The organism is Streptomyces sp. NPDC004327, from assembly GCF_042873935.1.
GTDB lineage: Bacteria > Actinomycetota > Actinomycetes > Streptomycetales > Streptomycetaceae > Streptomyces.
Genome location: NZ_JBIAME010000004.1, coordinates 598,064 through 617,482, shown reverse-complemented (window position 1 = coordinate 617,482; position 19,419 = coordinate 598,064). Strand labels below are relative to the sequence as shown.

The window sequence follows — 19,419 nt, the reverse complement described above, 5'->3', positions numbered from 1 at the left end:
ATGTCCCTCCCGCACGCGATCCTCACGGCGCTGCTCGAGAAGCCGTCCTCCGGCCTCGAACTGACCCGCCGCTTCGACCGGTCGATCGGCTACTTCTGGTCCTCCACCCACCAGCAGATCTATCGCGAGCTCGGCAAGCTGGAGCAGGCGGGGTACATCCGTGCCCTGCCCGCCGCCGTGCCCGCGCGCGGGCAGAAGAAGGAGTACGAGGTGCTGCCCGCCGGGCGCGCCGAGCTCGTGTCCTGGGTCGACACGACGGAGGATCCGAAGCCCTGGCGCTCGGCGCTGCTGCTGCGCATGCGCGCGGCGGCGGTGGTCGGCGGCCGCGGTCTGCGGGAGGAGTTGGAGCGCCATCTGGGCCTGCACCGGGCCCAGTTGGACGAGTACCTGGAGATCGAGGTACGCGACTTCCCGCCCGCGCGGCGGGCGGCGGAGCCGGACCGGCTGCGCCATCTGGTGCTGCGGGGCGGGATCGAGCTCGAACGGTTCTGGGTGCAGTGGCTGACCCAGGCGATCACGGAGCTGGGCGAGTCCTAGTACTGCAACGGGCTTTGCGGTGACGGTTGCAGTCCTAGGCCTCGGCCGCCTTCCGCCAGGCCGCGTCCCGCAGCAGCCGCAGCCCGTTGAGCCCCACCAGCACCGTGGAGCCCTCGTGGCCCGCGACGCCGAGCGGCAGCGGCAGCTCGCCGAGCAGGTCCCACAGGACGAGGGCGCCGATGCAGGCGCCGGCGACGACCAGGTTCTGCACGACCAGGCGGCGGGCGCGGCGGGAGAGGGCGACCACGGCCGGGAGGGCGGCGAGTTCGTCGCGTACGACGACGGCGTCGGCGGTCTCCAGGGCGAGGTCGGAGCCGGTGCGGCCCATCGCGACGCCGGTGTGGGCGGCGGCGAGCGCGGGGGCGTCGTTGACGCCGTCGCCGACCATGAGGACGCGTGCGCCGGCCGCCTCCCAGTCGCGCACCGCCGCGGCCTTGTCCTGTGGCAGCAGTCCTGACCGTACGTCGGCGAGGCCGGCCTCCCGTGCCACGCGCTCCGCCGCGCCCGCATTGTCGCCGGTCAGCAGGGCGGGGGCGGTGCCGGTGAGCCGGGTGAGGGCGGCGACGGCGGCGGGGGCGTCGGGGCGGAGCCGGTCGGAGAGTTCCAGGACGGCCGCCGGTTCGCCGTCGAGAAGGACCTCGACGGCGGTGTCGGCGTGCGCGCCGGGGGCCCGGCGGACCTCGACCTCGCGGCCGTCGACCCGGGCGCGGACGCCCTGCCCCGGCACCGAGGCGAAGTCGGTCGCCTCCGGAATCGCGAGGCCGCGGGCGCGGGCCTCGGCGACGACGGCGCGGGCGAGCGGGTGTTCGCTGGGCCGTTCGGCCGCGGCGGCGAGGGCCAGGGCGGCCGGGTCGCCGTGCACGGCGGTGACCCGGGGCGCGCCTTCCGTCAGGGTGCCGGTCTTGTCGAGGGCGACGCGGTCGGCGGCGCCGAGGCGTTCCATGACGACGGCGGACTTCACGAGGACGCCGTGGCGGCCGGCGGTGGCGATGGCGGAGAGCAGCGGCGGCATGGTGGCGAGGACGACCGCGCAGGGCGAGGCCACGATCATGAAGGTCATGGCGCGCAGCAGCGTCGCGGTGAAGTCGGCGCCGAGGGCGAGCGGGACGGTGAAGAGGGCGAGGGTGGCGGCCACCACGCCGACGGAGTAGCGCTGTTCGATCTTCTCGATGAAGAGCTGGGTGGGCGCCTTGGTGGCGCTCGCCTCCTCGACGAGGGTGACGATCCGGGCGAGGACGGTGGCGCCGGGCTCCTGGCCGACGCGGACGCGCAGCGCTCCGGTGCCGTTGAGCGTGCCGGCGTACACCTCGTCGCCGGGTTCCTTGGCGGCGGGCAGGGGTTCGCCGGTGATGGTGGCCTGGTCGACGTCGCTCGTGCCGGACAGGACGGTGCCGTCGGCCGGGAGGCGTTCCCCGGGGCGTACGAGCACGGTGTCGCCGACCGTCAGCGCGGCGGCCGCGACCGTCTCCTCGCCTGTGGCGGTGAGGCGTGCGGCGGTGGCGGGGGCGAGGTCGAGCAGGCCGCGCACGGAGTCGGCGGTGCGGCGGGTGGCGAGCGCTTCGAGGGCGCCGGAGACGGCGAAGATGACGATGAGCAGGCCGCCGTCGAGGTACTGGCCGATGGCGGCGGCGCCGATCGCGGCGACGACCATCAGCAGGTCGACGTCGAGGGTCCGCTCGCGCAGGGCCTTGAGTCCGGCGAGGCCCGGCTCCCAGCCGCCGGCGGCGTACGCGACGGCGTAGAGCGGACCCCAGGCCCAGGCGGGCGCGCCGGTCAGGTCGAGCGGCAGGGCGGCGAGGAAGGCCAGGGTGGCGAGCGCGGCCCAGCGGACCTCGGGCAGACCGAGGAGCGGGCCGCGGAACAGGCCGCGGAACCCGGGGCGGCGGGTGCCGGGCGGCGGGCCGGTCCTGGCCGGTGCTGCGGGGGTGTCGAGGGCCGGGAAGGCCATGGCGGCACTGCCTTTCGGGGTTCGGGGAGGGGGCGCGGGCGTGCGGGACCGCGCCGGCCGCTCCACCATACCCGAACACATGAAGAGCTCTTCATGCATCGACTGGTCCGCGCCGATACGATGAGCGCATGGGACACGTAGTGACAGGCCAGGCGGCGGACCGCACGACCGCGGCGACCCATCTCGACGCCGAGTCCGCGGCCACGATCGCCGAGACGCTCCAGGCCCTCGCCACCCCGTCCCGGCTGATGATCCTCACCAAGCTCCGGCAGGGCCCGTGCGGCGTCACCGAGCTCGCCGAGGCCGTCGGCATGGAGCAGTCCGCCGTCTCCCACCAGCTGCGGCTGCTGCGCGCGCTGGGCCTGGTCACCGGAGTGCGGCAGGGCCGCCGGATCGAGTACAGCCTGTACGACAACCATGTCGCCCAACTCCTCGACGAGGCCGTGTACCACATCGAGCATCTGCGGCTGGGCGCCCGCGACGTGGCGCGTACCGGCGTGGATACTGGTCAGTCCCAGACCTGACGGATCCACGGGGGTGGATCCACCCACGCGAAAGGGCGAGGATGGCCGACGAGTTGGGATCCCGCAGGGCACGCAAGTCGCGTCACGCGGTGGTCATCGGGGGAAGTCTCGCGGGTCTGCTGGCCGCGCGGGTGCTGAGCGAGCACGCCGAACGGGTCACGGTCGTGGAGCGCGACCGCTATCCCGCGGAGGCGGACGCCCGCCCCGGTGTCCCGCAGGGCCGGCACCTCCACGTACTGATCGAGGGCGGACAGCGCGCGCTCGACGAGCTGCTGCCCGGGTTCATGGCCGAGCTGCACGCCCTGGGCGCGCCGAAGGTCGGCATCCCCGAGGACATGGTGCAGTGGCAGAACGGGCAGTGGTTCGCCCGCACCCCGGCCACCGCCCACTTCTACACCGGGCCGCGCGACCAGCTCGAATGGCTCGTGCGCAAGCGGGTGTTCGCCGATCCGCGGATCGAACTCGTCGAGGGCACCGAGACGGTGGGGCTGCTCGGCGACTCCTCCCGGGTGCGCGGCGTGCTGCTGCGGGAGCGCGGCGCGGGCGCCGGCAAGGAGGCCCGCGAGCTGAAGGCCGATCTGGTCGTGGACGCCTCCGGGCGCTCGACCCGCGCGGCGGACTGGCTGGCCGGGATCGGCGCCGAGGCCCCGCACGAGGAGACCCTCGACACCGGCCTGGCCTACGCGACCCGGATGTACCGCTCGCCCGCCGACGACCCGTCGGTGGACGCGCTCGGCTACTACGTCGTGCCCAACCCCGCCCAGACGTACGGCGGCGTGGTGCTGCCGCTCGGCGACGGGCGCCACCTGGTCACGCTCTCCGGGCTGCGCGACGACCCGCCGCCGACGGACGAGAACCTCTTCGAGGAGTACGCGCGCAAGCTGCCGCACCCGGTGGTCGGCGACTGGATCGCGAAGGCCGAGCCGATGTCGCCGGTGTACGGCTTCCGCAAGACGGCCAACATCCGCCGCCGGTACGACCGTCCGGGCCGCCGCCCGGCCGGCTTCCTCGCCACCGGCGACGCGCTGTGCTCCTTCAACCCGATCTACGGGCAGGGCATGGCGGTCGCCGCGCTGAGCGCGGTCGCGCTGCGCGCGGCGCTGGCGGACCCGAAGCACGCGCCGAGCACGCGGCGGGTGCAGAAGGCGCTGCTCGACGCCTCGAAGCAGGCGTGGGACATCTCGGCCGGAGCCGACAAGAAGATGCCGGGCGCCGAGGGCGACGCGGCGCGCACGGGCGTCATGGACAAGTTCTCCGGCTGGTACCTGGGCCGGGTGCAGGCGCGTACCGCGGGCAACCCGGTGGTCGGCGCGGCCTTCCGTTCCGCGCTGACGCTGAGCGCCCCGCTGACGGTCCTGTTCGCCCCGGCGGTCGCCCGCGAGGTGCTGTTCGGCCCGGTGCCCGAGACGCCGGCCGAGCCGCCGGTGCGCCGCGCGGAGAGCTAGAAGGGCGAGGGGCGGCGCCGCACTCGGCGCCGCCCCTCGCAGCCCTCAGGAGCAGTCCCTCACGGCCCGATCTCGAACGTGGGCGGCTTGAGGCCCGCGAGACAGCTGGTGTCCGGAGCGGCCGGGTCGTCGAAGAACGAGACGGTCATCGTCTGTGCGCACGTCGAGTCGGCGAACACCACGTGGGCCACGTACGGCACCGTGACGGCGATGGACCGGCTCAGCGTCCGCGCGGCGTACGGCCCGCTGCTCGGCGCGGTCTGGGCGTCGAACCCGCCGGACAGGACGAGGGTCGGGATGTCGCTGACCGTCCTGTCCCGGATCGAGGGGTCGGCCGGGGGGACGTCCCAGGCGTCGCAGTCCTGGTGGAGCCAGGTGAGGAACGGAGCGTTGACCAGCACCGAGCGGGGGAACGAGGGGAACAGGCGCCGGCCTGCCCGGACCACCTCGTCCTCGCTCTCGTACGGGGTCCACTCCCTGCAGAAGACGCCGTAGGCGAGCCCGTGCCCGGTCCTCCCGATGGCCTGCGGGCTGAGCTTGCCGCCCGCCCACTGCTCGGCGACCCGCCGCGGGTTGCCGTGGGCCAGCTCGTCGATGGAGCGGGGCACTCCGGCCGCCACATGGGTCGCCGAGGCCAGCCAGTTCACGAGGACTCCGCCGTCCAGCACGACCTTCACCGGCTGCGGTCGGCCGGGGACCGTGACGGTGGTGGTGACCGGATGGGCCTCGACCTCGCCGACGAGGCGCTCGAACGTGGCCTTGAGGTGCGGATAGCGGGTGTTGCAGGCGGACTGCTGCTCACATGCCCTGAACAGGCCGTCGTAGCCCTCTCGCGCGGCCTTCCAGGTCACCGCCCCGCCGGCCAGGGCCGGCGGCAGGACGCCGTCGATGCCGACCGACCGGATGCCCTCCGGGTGCAGGCGCATGTAGTGGAGCGCCAGGTTGGTGCCGTACGAGATGCCGAACACGTTCCACTGCCTGATGCCCAGCGCCTTGCGCAGGTCGTCGTAGTCGGCGGCGCTCTCGGGGCCGTAGTAGGCGCTGGGATCGGCCCCGCGGCTCACCACCCGGTCGCGGCACTTCCGCGTCTCCTCGACGTGCAGACGCCCGGTGGACGGTGCGCCGAAGACGAGGCCGAGGGAGTCCGCGGCGAACTGGTCGACATTCGGGCAGGTGAGCTGCGGGTCGGCCGAGTAGGTGCCCCGCTGGGACATGAAGATCACGTCCCGGTCGCGGTTCAGGTGGCCGTTCAGGGCCAGCGGGATCTCGGAGACGGCGTCGTCGCCGGGTCCGCCGGCGAGCCACACGATCGGGTCACCCGACTTCTTGCTCGTGGCGGCCGGGATGATGGCCACCGCGAGGGTGATGCGGCGCCCCTGTCCCTTGTGCCCGCCGTGCTCGCCATGTCCGTCGTGCTCGCCGTGTTCGTGGTGCTCGCCGTGCTCATCGTGTTCGTCGTGCCGGTGGCGCGTCTCGGGGACGGTCAGTGTGCCGCAGTGAGCGGTCTTCAGGGCGGGGATCAGATCCGCCGTCCTCGGGCAGGGCCCGGGTACGAAGCGGGAGTGGCCCGCCGTCCGGGCCACCGTGCCGAGCGGCGCCGCAGGGCCGGACTCGGCCTGGGCGGGTGCCGCGACGAGGCCGGCGGCGAGGACACCGGCGGTGACGCCGGCCAGCGCGGCCGGGAGCCGTCGCGCGGTGCTCCGGTCGTGGGGTGGTCTCTGGTGGCGGGGTGGTCTGAGGGACGTCAATTCGGTCTCCACATCAGGGGATGATGGTGAACGGTCGGGGCTTGAGTCCTGCCACACAGCCGGTGTCGGGCGCGGTCGGCCGGGCGAGGAACGAGGCGAGGACGCTCGCCGCGCACGGCGACTGGGGCACCACCCAGTGGCCGATGCCGGGGATCCGCACGGAGGTCGAGCGGGGCAGGGTGCGGGCCGCGACCCGGGCCCAGCTCGCGCCGGTCTTCGCGTCGAAGGTGCCGGAGAGGAGGAGCGCGGGCACCCTGCTGAAGGTGGGCACGCGCTGGATCGCGGTGCGGTCCGGGACGTTCCAGACGTCGCACACGTGGTGCTCGAAGGGCAGCTGCGGGGGCTGCGCCAGGACCGTGTCCGGCCAGCCGGGGAAGTTCCGGCGGCCCGCCTTCAGGATGTCGTCCTCGCCGAAGCCGGGCGCCCATTCGGCGCAGGCCACCGACTGCGTCAGGCCGTGGGCGAAGGCGCCGACGACGGTGCCGACATCGAGGGCGCGGGCCTGCGCGAAGCGCGTCGGGTTCCCGTGGGCGAGTTCTTCGAGCGCGGCGGGGACGTCGACGGCCTTGACGGTGTTGGCGACGAGGATGTTGATCAGCGCGCCGCCGTCGAGGTCGACCTTGACCGGCTTCCCGCCGCTCGGTGGCCGCGCCGTCAGGGTCAGGGGGTGTTCCTCAAGGCGGCGTACCTGCTCGTCGAGCGTGCGCCTCAGGTGCGGGTAGCGCTTCTTGCAGGCGGGTTGCGCCTCGCACGCCGCGAAGATCTCGCTGATGCCCTCCCCGGCGCTGTCCCAGGTCCACGGCAGGTTCACGACCGGAGGGGGTGCGATCGAGTCGATCGCCACCGAGCGGATGCCCTCGGGGTGGCTGCGCAGGTAGGTGAGAGCCAGGTTGGTGCCGTACGAATACCCGTAGACGTTCCACCGGTCGATGCCGAGGGCCCCGCGCAGGGCGGCGAAGTCCGCGGCGTTCTCGGTGGTGTTGTAGGCGCCGAGGTCGATTCCCTCGGCCGCGAGGCGGTCCCGGCACTCCTTGGCCGCGCGCACCAGCAGCCGCCCGGTCGAGGGGGCGTCGTAGCGCAGCCCGACGGCCTTCACGTTGAACCGGTCGATCTCGGGGCAGGCGAGGTTGGGCCGCGAGTGGAGCGTGCCGCGCTGGGCCATGACGATCAGGTCGTTGTCGCGGTTCACGCCGGAGGCGATGAGGAAGGGGATGCTGTCGAAGGCGTCGCCCCCGGGGCCCCCTTCCATGAAGACCACCGGGTCGCCGGCGGGCGGGGCCGAGGCCGCCGGGATGATCGCCACGGCCAGCCGGACGGTCCGGCCGCCACCGCGGTGGGAACGGTTCTCGGGCACCTCCAGGAATCCGCACCGGCCGGGGACCGGCTCGGACGTCTTCGGGCAGGGAGCGGGCACGAAGCGCGCCGGACCTCCCGGGTGTGGCCCTTGACGGGGTGGTGACACCGTGTTGCCCGGCGCCGGTGGACTTCCGGTCGCCGGGGGGCCTGCCGCGGTCGGGCCGGCCGCCCCCAGCAGGGTGAGTCCGGCCGCGACGAGCGCGAGTGCGGTGCGCGCCGCCGAAGCGCGCCGCCGACCGTCCGGGCGCCGGGCGGGCGCCCGGACGGGACCTGCTTCCGTCATGGGGTGGTATCTCTCTGTGGACCACGGCGGCCCCTTCGGGGGCGACGCCGCGTGGCTGGGCCCGCCACGTCACGGCGGGGCGAGGCTGTGCTCGTCAGCCTGCGGTCGTGGGGAGAGGTCCACCACTCATGGGCGCCAGTCGGAGCAGTGCGTGACCGCCGGCGGTTCAGACGCCCGGGGCGGCCGCCACCACCCCGGCGGCGATGCCGGCGCTCAGCGCCGCGTAGTCGTCGGCGTTCTGGCCCGCGTAGCGCAGGGCGAAGTCGGCGACGGCGCGGTCGAAGACGTCGGAGCCGCCGAGGTAGCCGGCGATGGCGATGCGGTCGCCGGAGCGGGCGTGGGCGCGGGCGAGGGCCCGGCCGCACAGCCGTGCGTATTCGCGCAGCGTGGACGGGGACATGGTCTCGACCTCTGCGGAGCCCTTCATGTCGCGCAGCTGGCGCCAGTAGAAGTGACGGCGCTCGGGTCCGGTCATCCAGCCGAGGAAGATGTCGCTGGCGGCCTGGGTCAGCCGCTGGCCGCTGACCACCCGGTGGCCCTGGTGGGTGAAGGCGCTCGGCTGGAGGTACTGCTCCAGGACCGACGGGCCGGCCTCCTTGATCTGGAGGAAGAGCGGGTCGGCGTCGTCGCGGCCCTCCAGGAGGAGGATGAAGCAGCGGGTGCCGACGCTGCCGACGCCGACGACCTTGCGGGCGGCGTCGACGAAGCGGTAGCGGTCCAGGAGGACCCGGCGGTCCTCGGCCAGCGAGCTGCGGTAGTCGCTGAAGATCTTGCCGATGGAGATCCGGTCGACGTCGGTGACCCGTTCGAGGAGCGGCGGGTCGTCGACGATGCGCCGCCCCGATTCGCCCTTCTCGGTGAGCTTGTCGAGGACCTGGAGGCTGGTGCGCCGGCGGGCGTGGGCGAGCCGGCTCTCGACGCGGGCCCGGTTGGCGCCGCGGACCAGGGAGGAGAGGTCGTCGGCGGCGATCCGCTCGTACCAGACCTCGAGTTCGCCGAGTCCGGCGAGGCGCCGCATGGTCGTGCGGTACGACTCGGTGGCGACGAGGGCGGCTCGGTGGGCCTTGGACTTGGCGGAGCCGTTCTGGAGGGCGGCGACGGCCACGGAGGCGGCGAGCCGCTTGACGTCCCATTCGAAGGGTCCGGGGAGCGTCTCGTCGAAGTCGTTCACGTCGAAGAGGAGCGTCCGTTCGGGTGAGGCGTAGACGCCGAAGTTGAGCAGATGGGCGTCGCCGCAGAGCTGGACGTTGAGTCCGGTGCTGCGGGTGGCGCCGAGGTCGGCGGCCATCACGGCGGCGGCGCCGCGCAGGAAGGCGAAGGGCGAGACGGCCATCCGGCCGTAGCGGATGGGGGCCAGCTCGGGCAGCCGGTCGACGGCCTCCCGCTCCAGCAGGGCGATCGGGTCGGGGCGCTGGGAGGAGGGTATCCAGCGGCCGTGCGAGGACCGTGGGACCCGCTCGCGGGCGGACTTGCCCCGCCGGGCCCGTTCGGACGGCGTCGTCATCCGGCCTCACCGCCTCCTCGCACCGCCGCGGCCGCCGCTGTGAACGCCGCTGTCGCCGCTGTTCCTGATGCGATCCATTACAAGGCGCGCCGCTCGTTTCGGCCACTCTCGCCGACGGGACTTCCGAAATGGTTTAGACCAATGATAGGAATTGATCACCCACACGGCTCGGTTGGTCACACCGAGCAATGGTTGAACCCAGCACGACAGAGAGGGTCCGAGACATGGCCGAGCCCGTTCCCGAGCAGGGGCCGAGGGCGGAGCTTCCGCTCTACCTCCGGGTCGCCGCCGCACTCCGTGACGACCTGACCCATCGCCGCATTCCTCCCGGCAGCCGGCTGACGTCCGAGCGCCATCTCGCGCTCCGCTTCCACGTCAACCGGCAGACCGTCCGCAGCGCACTGCAACTCCTGCGCGAGGAAGGCCTCGTGGTCACCGACCGGCGCGGCACCTTCGCCGCCGACCCGCCCGCCGATCCGCTCGCGGGCCCGGCGGACGGGCCACCCGGTCCGCCCGCCGCGCCGCGGCAGTTCTTCCCGGGCGGCCCGCGGGCCGCCGACGCCCTGGTGCGCGCGGCACTGTCCTGGGAGGCGCCGCCCGTGTCGCTCGCCCGGCGGCTCGCACTGGCGCCCGGGGAGCCCACGCTGGTGCACCGCCATGTGGTGCTGACCCCGGCCGGCGCCTCGCTGCAGCGCTCGGTCTCCTGGTTCTCGCGGCCCGCGCTCGCCGAGATCCCGCAGCTGGGCCGCTACCGGCGCGTCGTCGAGCGGTACCGGCAGCCCGATCTGCGGCTGCTCTACCACTGGATGCACCAGGCGGGCCTGCGCACCACCCACCGCGAGTCGGTCGGCGTGCCGGCCGCGGCCGCGGTCCGGGACCGGGCGGCCCCGGAGCGCGGCGCCGCGGAGGCGGCGGGCGGTACGGCCCTCAGCGTGCACCGGGTGGTGAGCGACCAGCACGGGCACGCCCTGGAGGTCACGGACATCGACCTCCCGGCCCGTACGGGGGCCTGGACCTACGAGTTCGCGGGCTGACCGGCCCCGGCACGGGCCGACACCAGGGGGCGTCTCGCCGGTCAGCCCGGATCAGGGAGCCGCGAGCCCGGCGTGATCGGCGGGACACCCCTGGCGCCCGCCGGCCGGTCGCGGCTGCCGGCAGGGATGTCAGACGATTCCCTCGGCGATCTCCGCCTCCTCGCGCGCCGTGCCGTACGACTGCGGCGTGCCGTACGAGCGACGGGCGACGTACCACCACACGCTGGCCAGGACGAGGACGACGGCCAGGGCGATCACCGCGTAGTTCATGGTGTCGACGGTGACCGGCGAGCGCTGCGGCAGGCAGAACAGCACGGTGACGAAGGCCACCCAGACGACGGCGATCCAGCCGATCGGGCGGCTCCAGCGGCCCAGGTTCCACGGGCCGGGGACGAAGTCCTTGCCGGCGCGCAGGCGCAGCAGGATCGGGATGGCGTAGGCCGGGGTGATGCCGATGACGTTGATCGCGGTGACGGCGCCGTACGCGGTGGCCGAGTAGAGCGAGGGCACGGCGAGCAGGGCGGCGACGGCCACGGAGAGCCAGACGGCGGGGACCGGGGTGTGCGTGCTGCTGCTGACGCGGCGCCAGATCGAGGATCCCGGAAGGGCGTTGTCGCGGCTGAAGGCGAAGACCATGCGGCTGGCGGCGGCGACCTCGGCGTTGCCGCAGAAGAGCTGGGCGACGATCACCACGAGCAGCAGGGCCTTGGCGCCGCCCTCGCCGAGCGCGTCCAGGAAGATCTGGGCGGGCGGCACGCCGGTGGGGGTGTTCTGCGTGGCCGCGTAGTCCTTGATGGCGAAGGTGAGTCCGGCGAGCAGCGCGAAGCCGGCGATCCAGGAGGCCCAGATGGAGCGGACGATGCCCTTGGCGGCGGCCACCGAGGCGTTGGCGGTCTCCTCCGAGAGGTGGGCGGAGGCGTCGTAGCCGGAGAAGGTGTACTGGGCGAGGAGCAGGCCGATCGCGGCCACGTAGAGCGGGTTGGCCCAGCCGGTGTCGTCGACGAACTTCGTGAAGACGAAGGCCGCGGACTGGTGGTGGTCGGGGACGAACGCGAGGGCGCCGACGATGAGAGCGACGCCGCCGAGGTGCCACCAGACGCTGATCGAGTTGAGGACGCTGACCAGCCGGACGCCGTAGAGGTTGAGCACGGCGTGCACGAGCAGGATCACCAGGAAGGTGACGAAGGTGGACTCGGGGGTGGGGACGATGCCCCACTGGAGGTTCAGGAAGGCGCCGGTGAAGAGCGCGGCGCCGTAGTCGATGCCCGCGATGGCGCCGAGCAGACCGAGCAGATTCAGCCAGCCGGTGTACCAGCCCCAGCGGCGGCCGCCGAGCCGGTCGGCCATGTAGTAGAGCGCGCCGGAGGTCGGGTAGGCGCTGGTGACCTCGGCGAGCGCAAGGCCGACGCAGAGGACGAACAGGCCGACGCCGGCCCAGCCCCAGAGCATCACGGCCGGGCCGCCGGTGCCGAGGCCGAAGCCGTAGAGGGTCATGCAGCCGGAGAGCACGGAGATGACCGAGAAGCTGATGGCGAAGTTGCCGAAGCCGCCCATCCGGCGGGCCAGGACGGGCTGGTAGCCGAGTTCTCTGAGCCGGGCCTCCTCGTCCCTGTGGGGCGGTGGCGGCTTGCGTATCGCGTCGGTGGGAGCGGGGCGGGACATGGGTTCCTCCGGGGGGAGAGGGGGACGGGGTGGTGCGGGGGGGCGTGGGGGCGCTCAGGGGCCGGTGCGGCCCTCGGAGGCGGCGCCGAGGCAGCGGGCCCGGGCGCGCAGGAAGACGTCTTCGGCGGGCCCGCGCTCGTCGGGCCGGTCGGTGCGGTACGACCAGGGCTGCGGGGTCCAGTACGGGCCGAGCGACTCGAAGACGCGGGCCGCGTCGGGAAACCGCAGGCCGCCGTAGAGCGCGTGCGCCAGGTAGTTGAGGTCGAGCAGGCTGGCCTCTTCGGTGGCGCAGAAGAGGAACCAGCTGTCCATGGCGCGCCGGGTGTCGCGGATCGCGTCCTCGGCCACCCAGTGCAGGTCGAGGGCGCGCTCGTGGCCGCGTTCGCGGCGGTAGCGCTCGACCCGGACGTAGAGCGGCAGGGCGTGCAGGGCGGAGCCGACCGGGGCCATCGACGCCGCCCACTGGGCGTAGTTGACCGCTTCGGAGAGGGGGCCGGAGCGGCGTGCGTAGACGAACTGGAGCATCCGGTGGTGCGCCTCGCGGTTGTACGGGTCGCGCTTCTCGGCCTCGGCGAGCAGTCCCCAGGGTCCGGGCGGCAGCATGGGGGCGGGCGGGGCGAGCCGGTGCTCCTCCATGCGCTGCTGGGCGTCGAGCACGGAGAGGGCGAGGCGGCCCACCCAGGGCACCGGGTCGGCGGGGGCGCGCTCGGCGGCGGCCAGGCAGGCGGTCCACGCCTCCTGCCACAGTTCGCGGGTGCGGGCGTGGGTCGTGCGGTGGGCGCGTACGGCCCGCTCGACGGCGACCCGGGAGTGCATCACGGTGGCGGCGGCGGAGTCGGGCTGCTCGGCGCGCCAGGTCTCGACGACGTCGGTTCCGGCGGCGACGGCGGCGAGCACCTGGGTGCGGCGGGTCCAGCCGGACCAACCGGAGGTCTCGTCGAGTAATCGGGCCATGGCCACCCAGCGGCCCGTCCGCAGGTCCTGGACGGCGCCGCGCAGGGCGTGGTCGTGGCCCGCCGGGTGGTAGACGGGCCGGAAGCCTTGCGCCGCCATCAGGCGACGCGTCGGGGGGTGGGCGACATGGTTCCTCGTGGGGTCGGGGTCGGTGAAGGGGATGGTCAGTCCCCTGGGATGGAGGGCGTGTCCGTCCCGGCCTTTGAACGGCGATCACTATAGAGGTCGCCGGACGTGACCGATCCACTTTTCTCCGTGACCGTAACTAATCAGCCAGCGACCGGATTTGACTTGATGTCAGCGAAGCGGACGAACCTGACGACCTCGGCCGGGAAGTCTTGACGGACGGTCACGGCTGCATCAGGCTGACCGGTTCCACGATCAAGGAAGCCCGGCGGACCCCGCCGGTCCGCCTTCCACGGATCGACGCCAGACCGACGACAGGGAGTCGCGCACATGACGGGCCCGGTACTCGCCGTCGACCAGGGCACGTCGGGCACCAAGGCGCTCGTCGTCTGCCCCGAACGCGGCGTCCTCGGCGCCGGTTTCGCCCCGGTGCGCCCCCGCGCCCTGCCCGGCGGACTCGTCGAGGTCGACCCCCGTGAGCTGTACGACTCCGTGGTCGCGGCCGGACGCGCGGCGCTCGGCGAGGCCGGCGAGCCCGCCGTCGCCGTCGGCCTCGCCAACCAGGGCGAGACGGTGCTCGCCTGGGATCCGCGGACCGGTGAGCCGCTCGGCGACGCGCTGGTCTGGCAGGACCGCCGGGCGGCTTCCGTTTGCGCCGAACTCGCCGGTGACGCCGCGGAGTTGACACGGATCACCGGCCTGCCGCTCGATCCTTACTTCGCCGCTCCGAAGATGGCCTGGATCCGTCGCAGTCTGACCGGCGCGGGCGTGGTCACGACGAGCGACGCCTGGCTGGTGCACCGGCTCACGGGCGCCTTCGTCACCGACGCCGCCACCGCCGGCCGCACCGGACTGCTCGACCTGGACACCGTCGCCTGGTCCGAGGCCGCGCTCGACGTCTACGGACTCGGCGCGGAGCGGCTGCCGCGGGTCGTCGACTGCGACACGCCCGTCGGCACCACGACCGCCTTCGGGCCGCCGCTCCCGCTCACCGGCCTCCTCGTCGACCAGCAGGCCGCCCTGCTCGCCCAGGACGTGACCGCACCCGGCACCGCCAAGTGCACCTACGGCACCGGGGCGTTCCTGCTCGCCCAGACCGGGCCCGCGCCGCGCCGCGGCGACTCCGGCCTGGTCGCCTGTGTCGCCTGGCGGCTCGCCGGAGACACCAGCTACTGCCTGGACGGACAGGTCTACACGGCCGCCTCCGCGGTCCGCTGGCTCACCGACCTCGGAGTGATCGGCGGCGCCCGGGACCTCGACCCGGTCGGCGGCGCCGTCCCCGACAGCGGCGGCGTCACCTTCGTGCCCGCCCTCGCCGGCCTGGCCGCCCCCTGGTGGCGCGGCGACGTCCGCGGCTCGCTCACCGGCCTGGGCCTCGACACCCGGCCCGGCCATCTGGTCCGCGCCCTGTGCGAGGGCATCGCCGCCCAGGTGGCCGAGCTGGCCACGGCCGCGGGCGGCGACCTCGGCACGCCGCTCACCACCCTGCGGGTCGACGGCGGCCTCACCCGCTCGGCCCTGCTCATGCAGACCCAGGCCGACCTGCTCCAGCGCCCCGTCGAGGTCTCCGCCCTCCCCGACGCCACCGCCCTCGGCGTCGCGGCCGTCGCCCGCCTCGGACACTCCCCCGGACTCCCTCTCCACGAGGCCGTGCCCGTGTGGAAGCCGTCGGCGGTCTACGAGCCGCGGATCACCGCGGACGAGGCGGCGGACCGGCTGGGCCGGTTCCGCACGGCGGTGGCGTCGCTGCTCGCCGACGGCGACGGATCCGGCGCATGAGCGTCACCCGGCGCGGGGCGCTGCCGGACAGCTCGGCGCCCGGGGCCGCGTACGACGTCACGGTCGTGGGCGCGGGCGTGGTGGGCTGCGCCATCGCCCGCGAGCTGGCGCGCCACTCGCTGCGGGTCGCGCTCGTGGAGGCGAGCGGGGACATCGGCGAGGGCAGCTCGAAGGCCAACACGGCCATCCTGCACACCGGTTTCGACGCGGTGCCCGGCTCCCTGGAGGCCCGGCTCGTGCGCGAGGGCGCCGGGCTGCTCGCCGCGTACGCCGAGGAGACCGGCATCCCCGTCGAGCCCGTCGGCGCGCTGCTCGTCGCCTGGGACGAGGAGCAGCTCGCGGCGCTGCCCCGCCTCGCCGACAAGGCCGTACGCAACGGGCACCACGGCACCCGGCCGCTCACGGCCGCCGAACTGTACGCCCGCGAACCGGAGTTGGGTCCGGGGGCACTGGGCGCGCTCGGCGTGCCGGGCGAGGCCGTCATCTGCCCGTGGACGACCCCGCTCGCCTACGCCACCCAGGCCGTGCGCTCCGGTGTCGACCTGCACCTGGACTGCCCGGTGGAGCGGATCCGGCCGGGTGACGACGGCGCCCCGCACCGGTTGATCACCCGGCGCGGGGTGCTGCGCACCCGCTTCCTGGTCAACGCCTGCGGACTCCACGCGGACGCCTTCGACGCGCTGATGGGGCGGTACGACTTCACGGTCACCCCGCGGCGCGGACAGCTCATGGTCTTCGACAAGTTCGCGCGCGGCCTGGTCCGGCACATCCTGCTTCCGGTGCCCGGCGCGCTCGGCAAGGGCGTGCTGATCGCGCCGACGGTGTACGGCAACGTGATGCTCGGGCCGACCGCCGAGGACCTGGACGACAAGGCGGCGACCGGTTCGACGGCCGAGGGGCTCGCCTCGCTGCGCGCGCAGGGCGGCCGGATCCTGCCCGCGCTGCTCGACGAGGAGGTCACCGCCGTCTACGCGGGCCTGCGCGCCGCCACCGGCGCCGAGGACTACCGGATCGCCGCCCATCCCGAGCTGCGGTACGTGACGGTCGGTGGCATCCGCTCCACCGGCCTGACGGCCTCGATGGCCCTCGGCCGGCACACGGTGGAACTCCTCGCCGCGGCGGGTCTGGAGCTGGGCGCCGGGCGTCCTCTCGCGCCGGTGCGGATGCCGAACCTCGGCGAGGCGTTCCCCCGCCCGTACCGGGACGCCGGGCTGATCGCCCGCGACCCCGCGTACGGCGCGATCGTCTGCCACTGCGAGCGGGTGACCCGCGGCGAGATCCGCGACGCGCTCGCCTCCACCGTGCCGCCCGCGTCCCTCGACGGGCTGCGGCGCCGTACCCGGGCGCGGGCGGGCCGCTGCCAGGGCTTCTCCTGCGGGGCGGCGGTCCGGGCACTGTTCGAGGAGGGGGCGCGGTGAACCGTTCGGTGGACGTGCTGATCGTGGGCGGCGGCCCGGCGGGGCTCGCCGCCGCGGCGCGGCTCGCGGCCGCGGGGGCCGGCCGGGTGGAGGTCCTGGAGCGGGAGACGGCGGCGGGCGGGGTGCCGCGGCACTGCGCGCGCCCCGGCTTCGGGGCCTGGCCGGGTCCGGCCTACGCCCGCCGGGCGGTGCGGGCCGCGGTGCGGGCCGGGGCGGTCGTGCGGACCGGGGTGAGCGCGACCGGCTGGGCCGGCCCGCTGACGGTGGAGGTCACGGCTCCCACCGGGCCGGAGCGGATCACGGCCCGGGCGGTGCTCCTCGCCACGGGCGCGCGGGAGCGGCCGCGCAGCGCCCGGCTGGTGCCGGGATCGCGGCCGGCCGGCGTGCTGAGCACGGGTGAACTCCAGCAGTCCGTGGAGCTGTTCGGGCTGCGCCGGGAGCGGATCGGACGCCGTGCGGTCGTCGTCGGCGCCGACCCGGTCGCCCGGCACGCGGCCCGCACCCTGCGCCGGGCCGGGGTCGCGGTGGCGGCCGTCGTCGCGGACCGGCCCCGGGGGCCGCGGGTGCCGGACACGCCCGTCCTGCACGGGGCGACGGTGACCGAACTCGTGGGCCGCGGGCGGCTGTCGGGCGTCCTGGTGCGCGGTGCGGACGGCCGGACGGGGCTGCTGCGGTGCGACACGGTGGTGTTCACCGGCGACTGGCTGCCGGACCACGAACTGGCCCGCTCGGCGGGCGTCCCGCTGGACCGCGCCACCCGCGGCCCGTCGGTCGACTCCGCCTTCCGTACGCCGGTCCCGGGCGTCTTCGCGGCCGGCAACCTGCTGCGGGGCGTCGAACCGGCCGTGGTGGCCGCGGCGGAGGGCCGCGCGGCGGCCGCGGCGGTCCTGGCGCATCTGGCGGGTGAGCCCTGGCCGGCGCCGGGGCTCGCGCTGGTACCGGCGGGCGAGCTGCGCTGGCTGTCGCCGGGCCGGCTCACCGCCCCCGCCGCCACGCTGCTGCTCCGCCCCGCGACCCGTCTCCTCCGGCCGGTCCTGACGGTGCGCCAGGACGACCGGCTGCTCCACGAGCAGCGCCTCCCGGCACTTGTGGAACCGCACCGCTCGCTGCGGCACACGGCCGCGTGGGCGGCGCAGGCGGATCCGTCGGGCGGACCGGTGCTGGTACGGCTCGACGGGCGCGGAATCCGGAAGACGTAGCGGGCGTCGTCCGGCCGGTCGCGGACCGCGGCGGGGACCGGCCAGGGGCAGACCGGCCAAGGGCGGACCGCGGCGGGGACCACGGGGCGGTCCGCCATTTCATCCGCCGTACATGGAGCGGCGGTTCCGCTTCCTCTATCGTCATGGACATGGCAGCAGGAATCCTCACTGCGCGCCGCCACGTCGACCAGGGGCACACGGCGAGCGCCCTGTGTACGGTCGCCCCGGCGCGCTGAACGCGCCCTCCTCTCCCACGGGATCCCCACCCGGCGCTTCCGCCCGGCTCCCGTCTCTTCCCCTTCCGCACCGCGGCGGTCGGCGGCCCGCAGCCGCCCGTCCGCCGTGCCCTCTTGCGTCGAGCTCCAGGAGAAGTGGACATCATGAGCGAGAACAGACGACACCCGGTGAGCCGCCGCGGCTTCCTCGGCGGCGCCGCCGCCGTCGCGGCCGCCACGGCCGTACCCGGCCTCGCGCAGGTCGCCGCCGCCGGCCCGGCCGCTGCCGCCGGCCGCCCCAACATCCTGCTGATCGTCACCGACGACCAGCCGAAGCACACCGACTGGGCCCTGCCCAAGACCCTGGCCTGGCTCGCCGACCAGGGCGTCAGGTTCTCCAACGGCCACGTCGCCACCCCGCTGTGCGCGCCCTCGCGCTCCAGCGTGTTCTCCGGCCGTCACGCCCACAACCACGGTGTGCGCAACAACAAGGCCTCGTACGCGCTGGACCAGAACACCACCGTGCAGCGGTACCTCAAGCAGGCGGGCTACCGCACCGGCCTGTTCGGCAAGTACCTCAACTCCTGGACGCTGTCGGACAACCCGCCGCACTTCGAGGAGTTCGCCCTCCTCCAGCCCGCCTACGTCAACGCCCAGTGGAACGTCGACGGCACCGTCCAGACGATCAACGGCTACACCACGAACATCATCAAGAACCGCACGCTGAACTTCCTCGACAAGGCCGCCACCGACTCCCGGCCCTGGTTCGCCTACGTCACCCCGTACGCCTCCCACGGTCCGCGCACGCCCGAGGCGAAGTACGCGGACACCGTCGTCCCGGACTGGAACGGCCGGCCCTCGGTCCCCGAGAACGACCGCAGCGACAAGCCGCCCTACATCAAGAACGCCACCGGCACCCTCGCCGACGGCCGGACCATCCGTGCCGAGCAGCTGCGCACCCTGCTCTCCGTCGACGACGCGGTGCAGGCGTTCAAGGACAAGCTCCAGGCCCTGGGCCAGCTCGACAACACCCTCGTCATCTACATCGGCGACAACGGCTTCAGCTGGGGCGACCACGGCTGGACCGCCAAGTCGGTGCCCTACCGCCCGGCCCACGAGGTGCCGTTCTACCTCTCCTGGCCGGCCGGCGGACGGGCCGCGGGGACCGTGGACAACCGCATCGTCGCGAACATCGACATCGCGCCGACCATCCTCGACGCGGCGGGCATCACGCCCGACACCCCGCAGGACGGCCAGTCCCTGCTGTCGTCCGCGAGCCGTGACCACCTGCTCGTGGAGTGGTGGAAGCAGGGCACGGCCGCCGGCGGGGTGCCGACCTGGTCCACGTACGTCGCCAAGGACAAGCAGTACACGGAGTACTACGACCTGACGACCGACGGGAACGGCACCGTCTCCGGCACCGGCCAGGTCACCTTCCGCGAGTACTACGACCTGGTGAACGACCCGTACCAGCTGACCAACAAGCTCTACCAGGCCACGCCGGCCGACGAGCAGGCCCTCGGGATCCCCGCCCTCGCCGCGCGGCTCGCCGCCGACCGCACGGCCTGACCACTCGGGCCGAGCGCTCCACCCGACCACTCGGGCCCGACCGCACCGAAACGCACCCTCACGGAAGATCCGGCCGGGGGGGCGGGGCCCCCCGCCCCGGCCCCCCCCCCCCCCCCCC

The 19,419-nt window shown here is 74.3% G+C and carries 14 protein-coding genes; 8 read left to right on the top strand and 6 right to left on the bottom strand.

Going from position 1 to position 19,419, the window contains the following annotated elements; all coding sequences use genetic code 11:
- Positions 1–537 (top strand): PadR family transcriptional regulator, encoded by a 537-nt coding sequence (locus ACFYU9_RS17055; RefSeq protein WP_389345227.1) that lies wholly within the window; start codon positions 1–3, stop codon positions 535–537.
- A 34-nt stretch (positions 538–571) separates the two neighbouring features.
- Here ACFYU9_RS17055 and ACFYU9_RS17050 read toward each other — a convergent pair whose 3' ends face one another.
- A complete protein-coding gene (locus ACFYU9_RS17050) occupies positions 572–2,485 on the bottom strand; it encodes a heavy metal translocating P-type ATPase (protein WP_389345226.1) in 1,914 nt (637 codons plus the stop codon).
- Between the two features lie 128 nt (positions 2,486–2,613).
- On the opposite strand from ACFYU9_RS17050, the gene ACFYU9_RS17045 reads away from it, so the two are divergent.
- Positions 2,614–3,009: an ArsR/SmtB family transcription factor gene (locus ACFYU9_RS17045; RefSeq protein ID WP_389345225.1), complete on the top strand. Its 396-nt coding sequence runs from the start codon at positions 2,614–2,616 to the stop codon at positions 3,007–3,009.
- Between the two features lie 41 nt (positions 3,010–3,050).
- The gene (locus tag ACFYU9_RS17040) at positions 3,051–4,454 is read left to right on the top strand and encodes an FAD-dependent oxidoreductase (protein WP_389213628.1); all 1,404 of its coding nucleotides are present in this window, start codon (positions 3,051–3,053) and stop codon (positions 4,452–4,454) included.
- Between the two features lie 59 nt (positions 4,455–4,513).
- On the opposite strand, the gene ACFYU9_RS17035 is transcribed toward ACFYU9_RS17040, so the two are convergent.
- The 3 genes from ACFYU9_RS17035 to ACFYU9_RS17025 all read right to left on the bottom strand — a co-directional run bounded on the left by ACFYU9_RS17035 (position 4,514) and on the right by ACFYU9_RS17025 (position 9,345).
- Positions 4,514–6,214: an alpha/beta fold hydrolase gene (locus ACFYU9_RS17035; protein ID WP_389345224.1), complete on the bottom strand. Its 1,701-nt coding sequence runs from the start codon at positions 6,212–6,214 to the stop codon at positions 4,514–4,516.
- A 1-nt stretch (position 6,215) separates the two neighbouring features.
- A complete protein-coding gene (locus ACFYU9_RS17030; protein ID WP_389345223.1) occupies positions 6,216–7,556 on the bottom strand; it encodes an alpha/beta fold hydrolase in 1,341 nt (446 codons plus the stop codon).
- Positions 7,557–8,007: 451 nt separating this feature from the next.
- Complete coding sequence (locus ACFYU9_RS17025) at positions 8,008–9,345, bottom strand: DUF2252 domain-containing protein (RefSeq protein WP_389213619.1); 1,338 nt, start codon at positions 9,343–9,345, stop codon at positions 8,008–8,010.
- A gap of 224 nt (positions 9,346–9,569) precedes the next feature.
- Between ACFYU9_RS17025 and ACFYU9_RS17020 the strand changes: the two genes are divergently transcribed.
- On the top strand, positions 9,570–10,379 hold the full coding sequence (locus ACFYU9_RS17020; protein WP_389345222.1) for a GntR family transcriptional regulator: 810 nt from the start codon (positions 9,570–9,572) through the stop codon (positions 10,377–10,379).
- A 129-nt stretch (positions 10,380–10,508) separates the two neighbouring features.
- Here the strand turns inward: ACFYU9_RS17020 and ACFYU9_RS17015 are convergent, their stop codons facing one another.
- Positions 10,509–12,041, bottom strand: coding sequence for an amino acid permease (locus ACFYU9_RS17015; protein WP_389213613.1), 1,533 nt, complete (start codon positions 12,039–12,041; stop codon positions 10,509–10,511).
- Positions 12,042–12,095: 54 nt separating this feature from the next.
- Positions 12,096–13,094, bottom strand: a complete 999-nt coding sequence (locus ACFYU9_RS17010; RefSeq protein WP_389213610.1) for a hypothetical protein — start codon at positions 13,092–13,094, stop codon at positions 12,096–12,098.
- 357 nt (positions 13,095–13,451) lie between these two features.
- Between ACFYU9_RS17010 and ACFYU9_RS17005 the strand changes: the two genes are divergently transcribed.
- The 4 genes from ACFYU9_RS17005 to ACFYU9_RS16990 all read left to right on the top strand — a co-directional run bounded on the left by ACFYU9_RS17005 (position 13,452) and on the right by ACFYU9_RS16990 (position 19,301).
- Complete coding sequence (locus tag ACFYU9_RS17005; RefSeq protein ID WP_389345221.1) at positions 13,452–14,900, top strand: FGGY family carbohydrate kinase; 1,449 nt, start codon at positions 13,452–13,454, stop codon at positions 14,898–14,900.
- On the top strand, positions 14,897–16,318 hold the full coding sequence (locus ACFYU9_RS17000; RefSeq protein ID WP_389345220.1) for an FAD-dependent oxidoreductase: 1,422 nt from the start codon (positions 14,897–14,899) through the stop codon (positions 16,316–16,318). Before ACFYU9_RS17005 ends, ACFYU9_RS17000 begins: the two co-directional genes overlap by 4 nt.
- Positions 16,315–17,517: an FAD-dependent oxidoreductase gene (locus ACFYU9_RS16995; protein ID WP_389213604.1), complete on the top strand. Its 1,203-nt coding sequence runs from the start codon at positions 16,315–16,317 to the stop codon at positions 17,515–17,517. Before ACFYU9_RS17000 ends, ACFYU9_RS16995 begins: the two co-directional genes overlap by 4 nt.
- 380 nt (positions 17,518–17,897) lie before the next feature.
- Positions 17,898–19,301: a sulfatase gene (locus ACFYU9_RS16990; RefSeq protein ID WP_389213603.1), complete on the top strand. Its 1,404-nt coding sequence runs from the start codon at positions 17,898–17,900 to the stop codon at positions 19,299–19,301.
- Positions 19,302–19,419 lie beyond the last annotated feature (118 nt).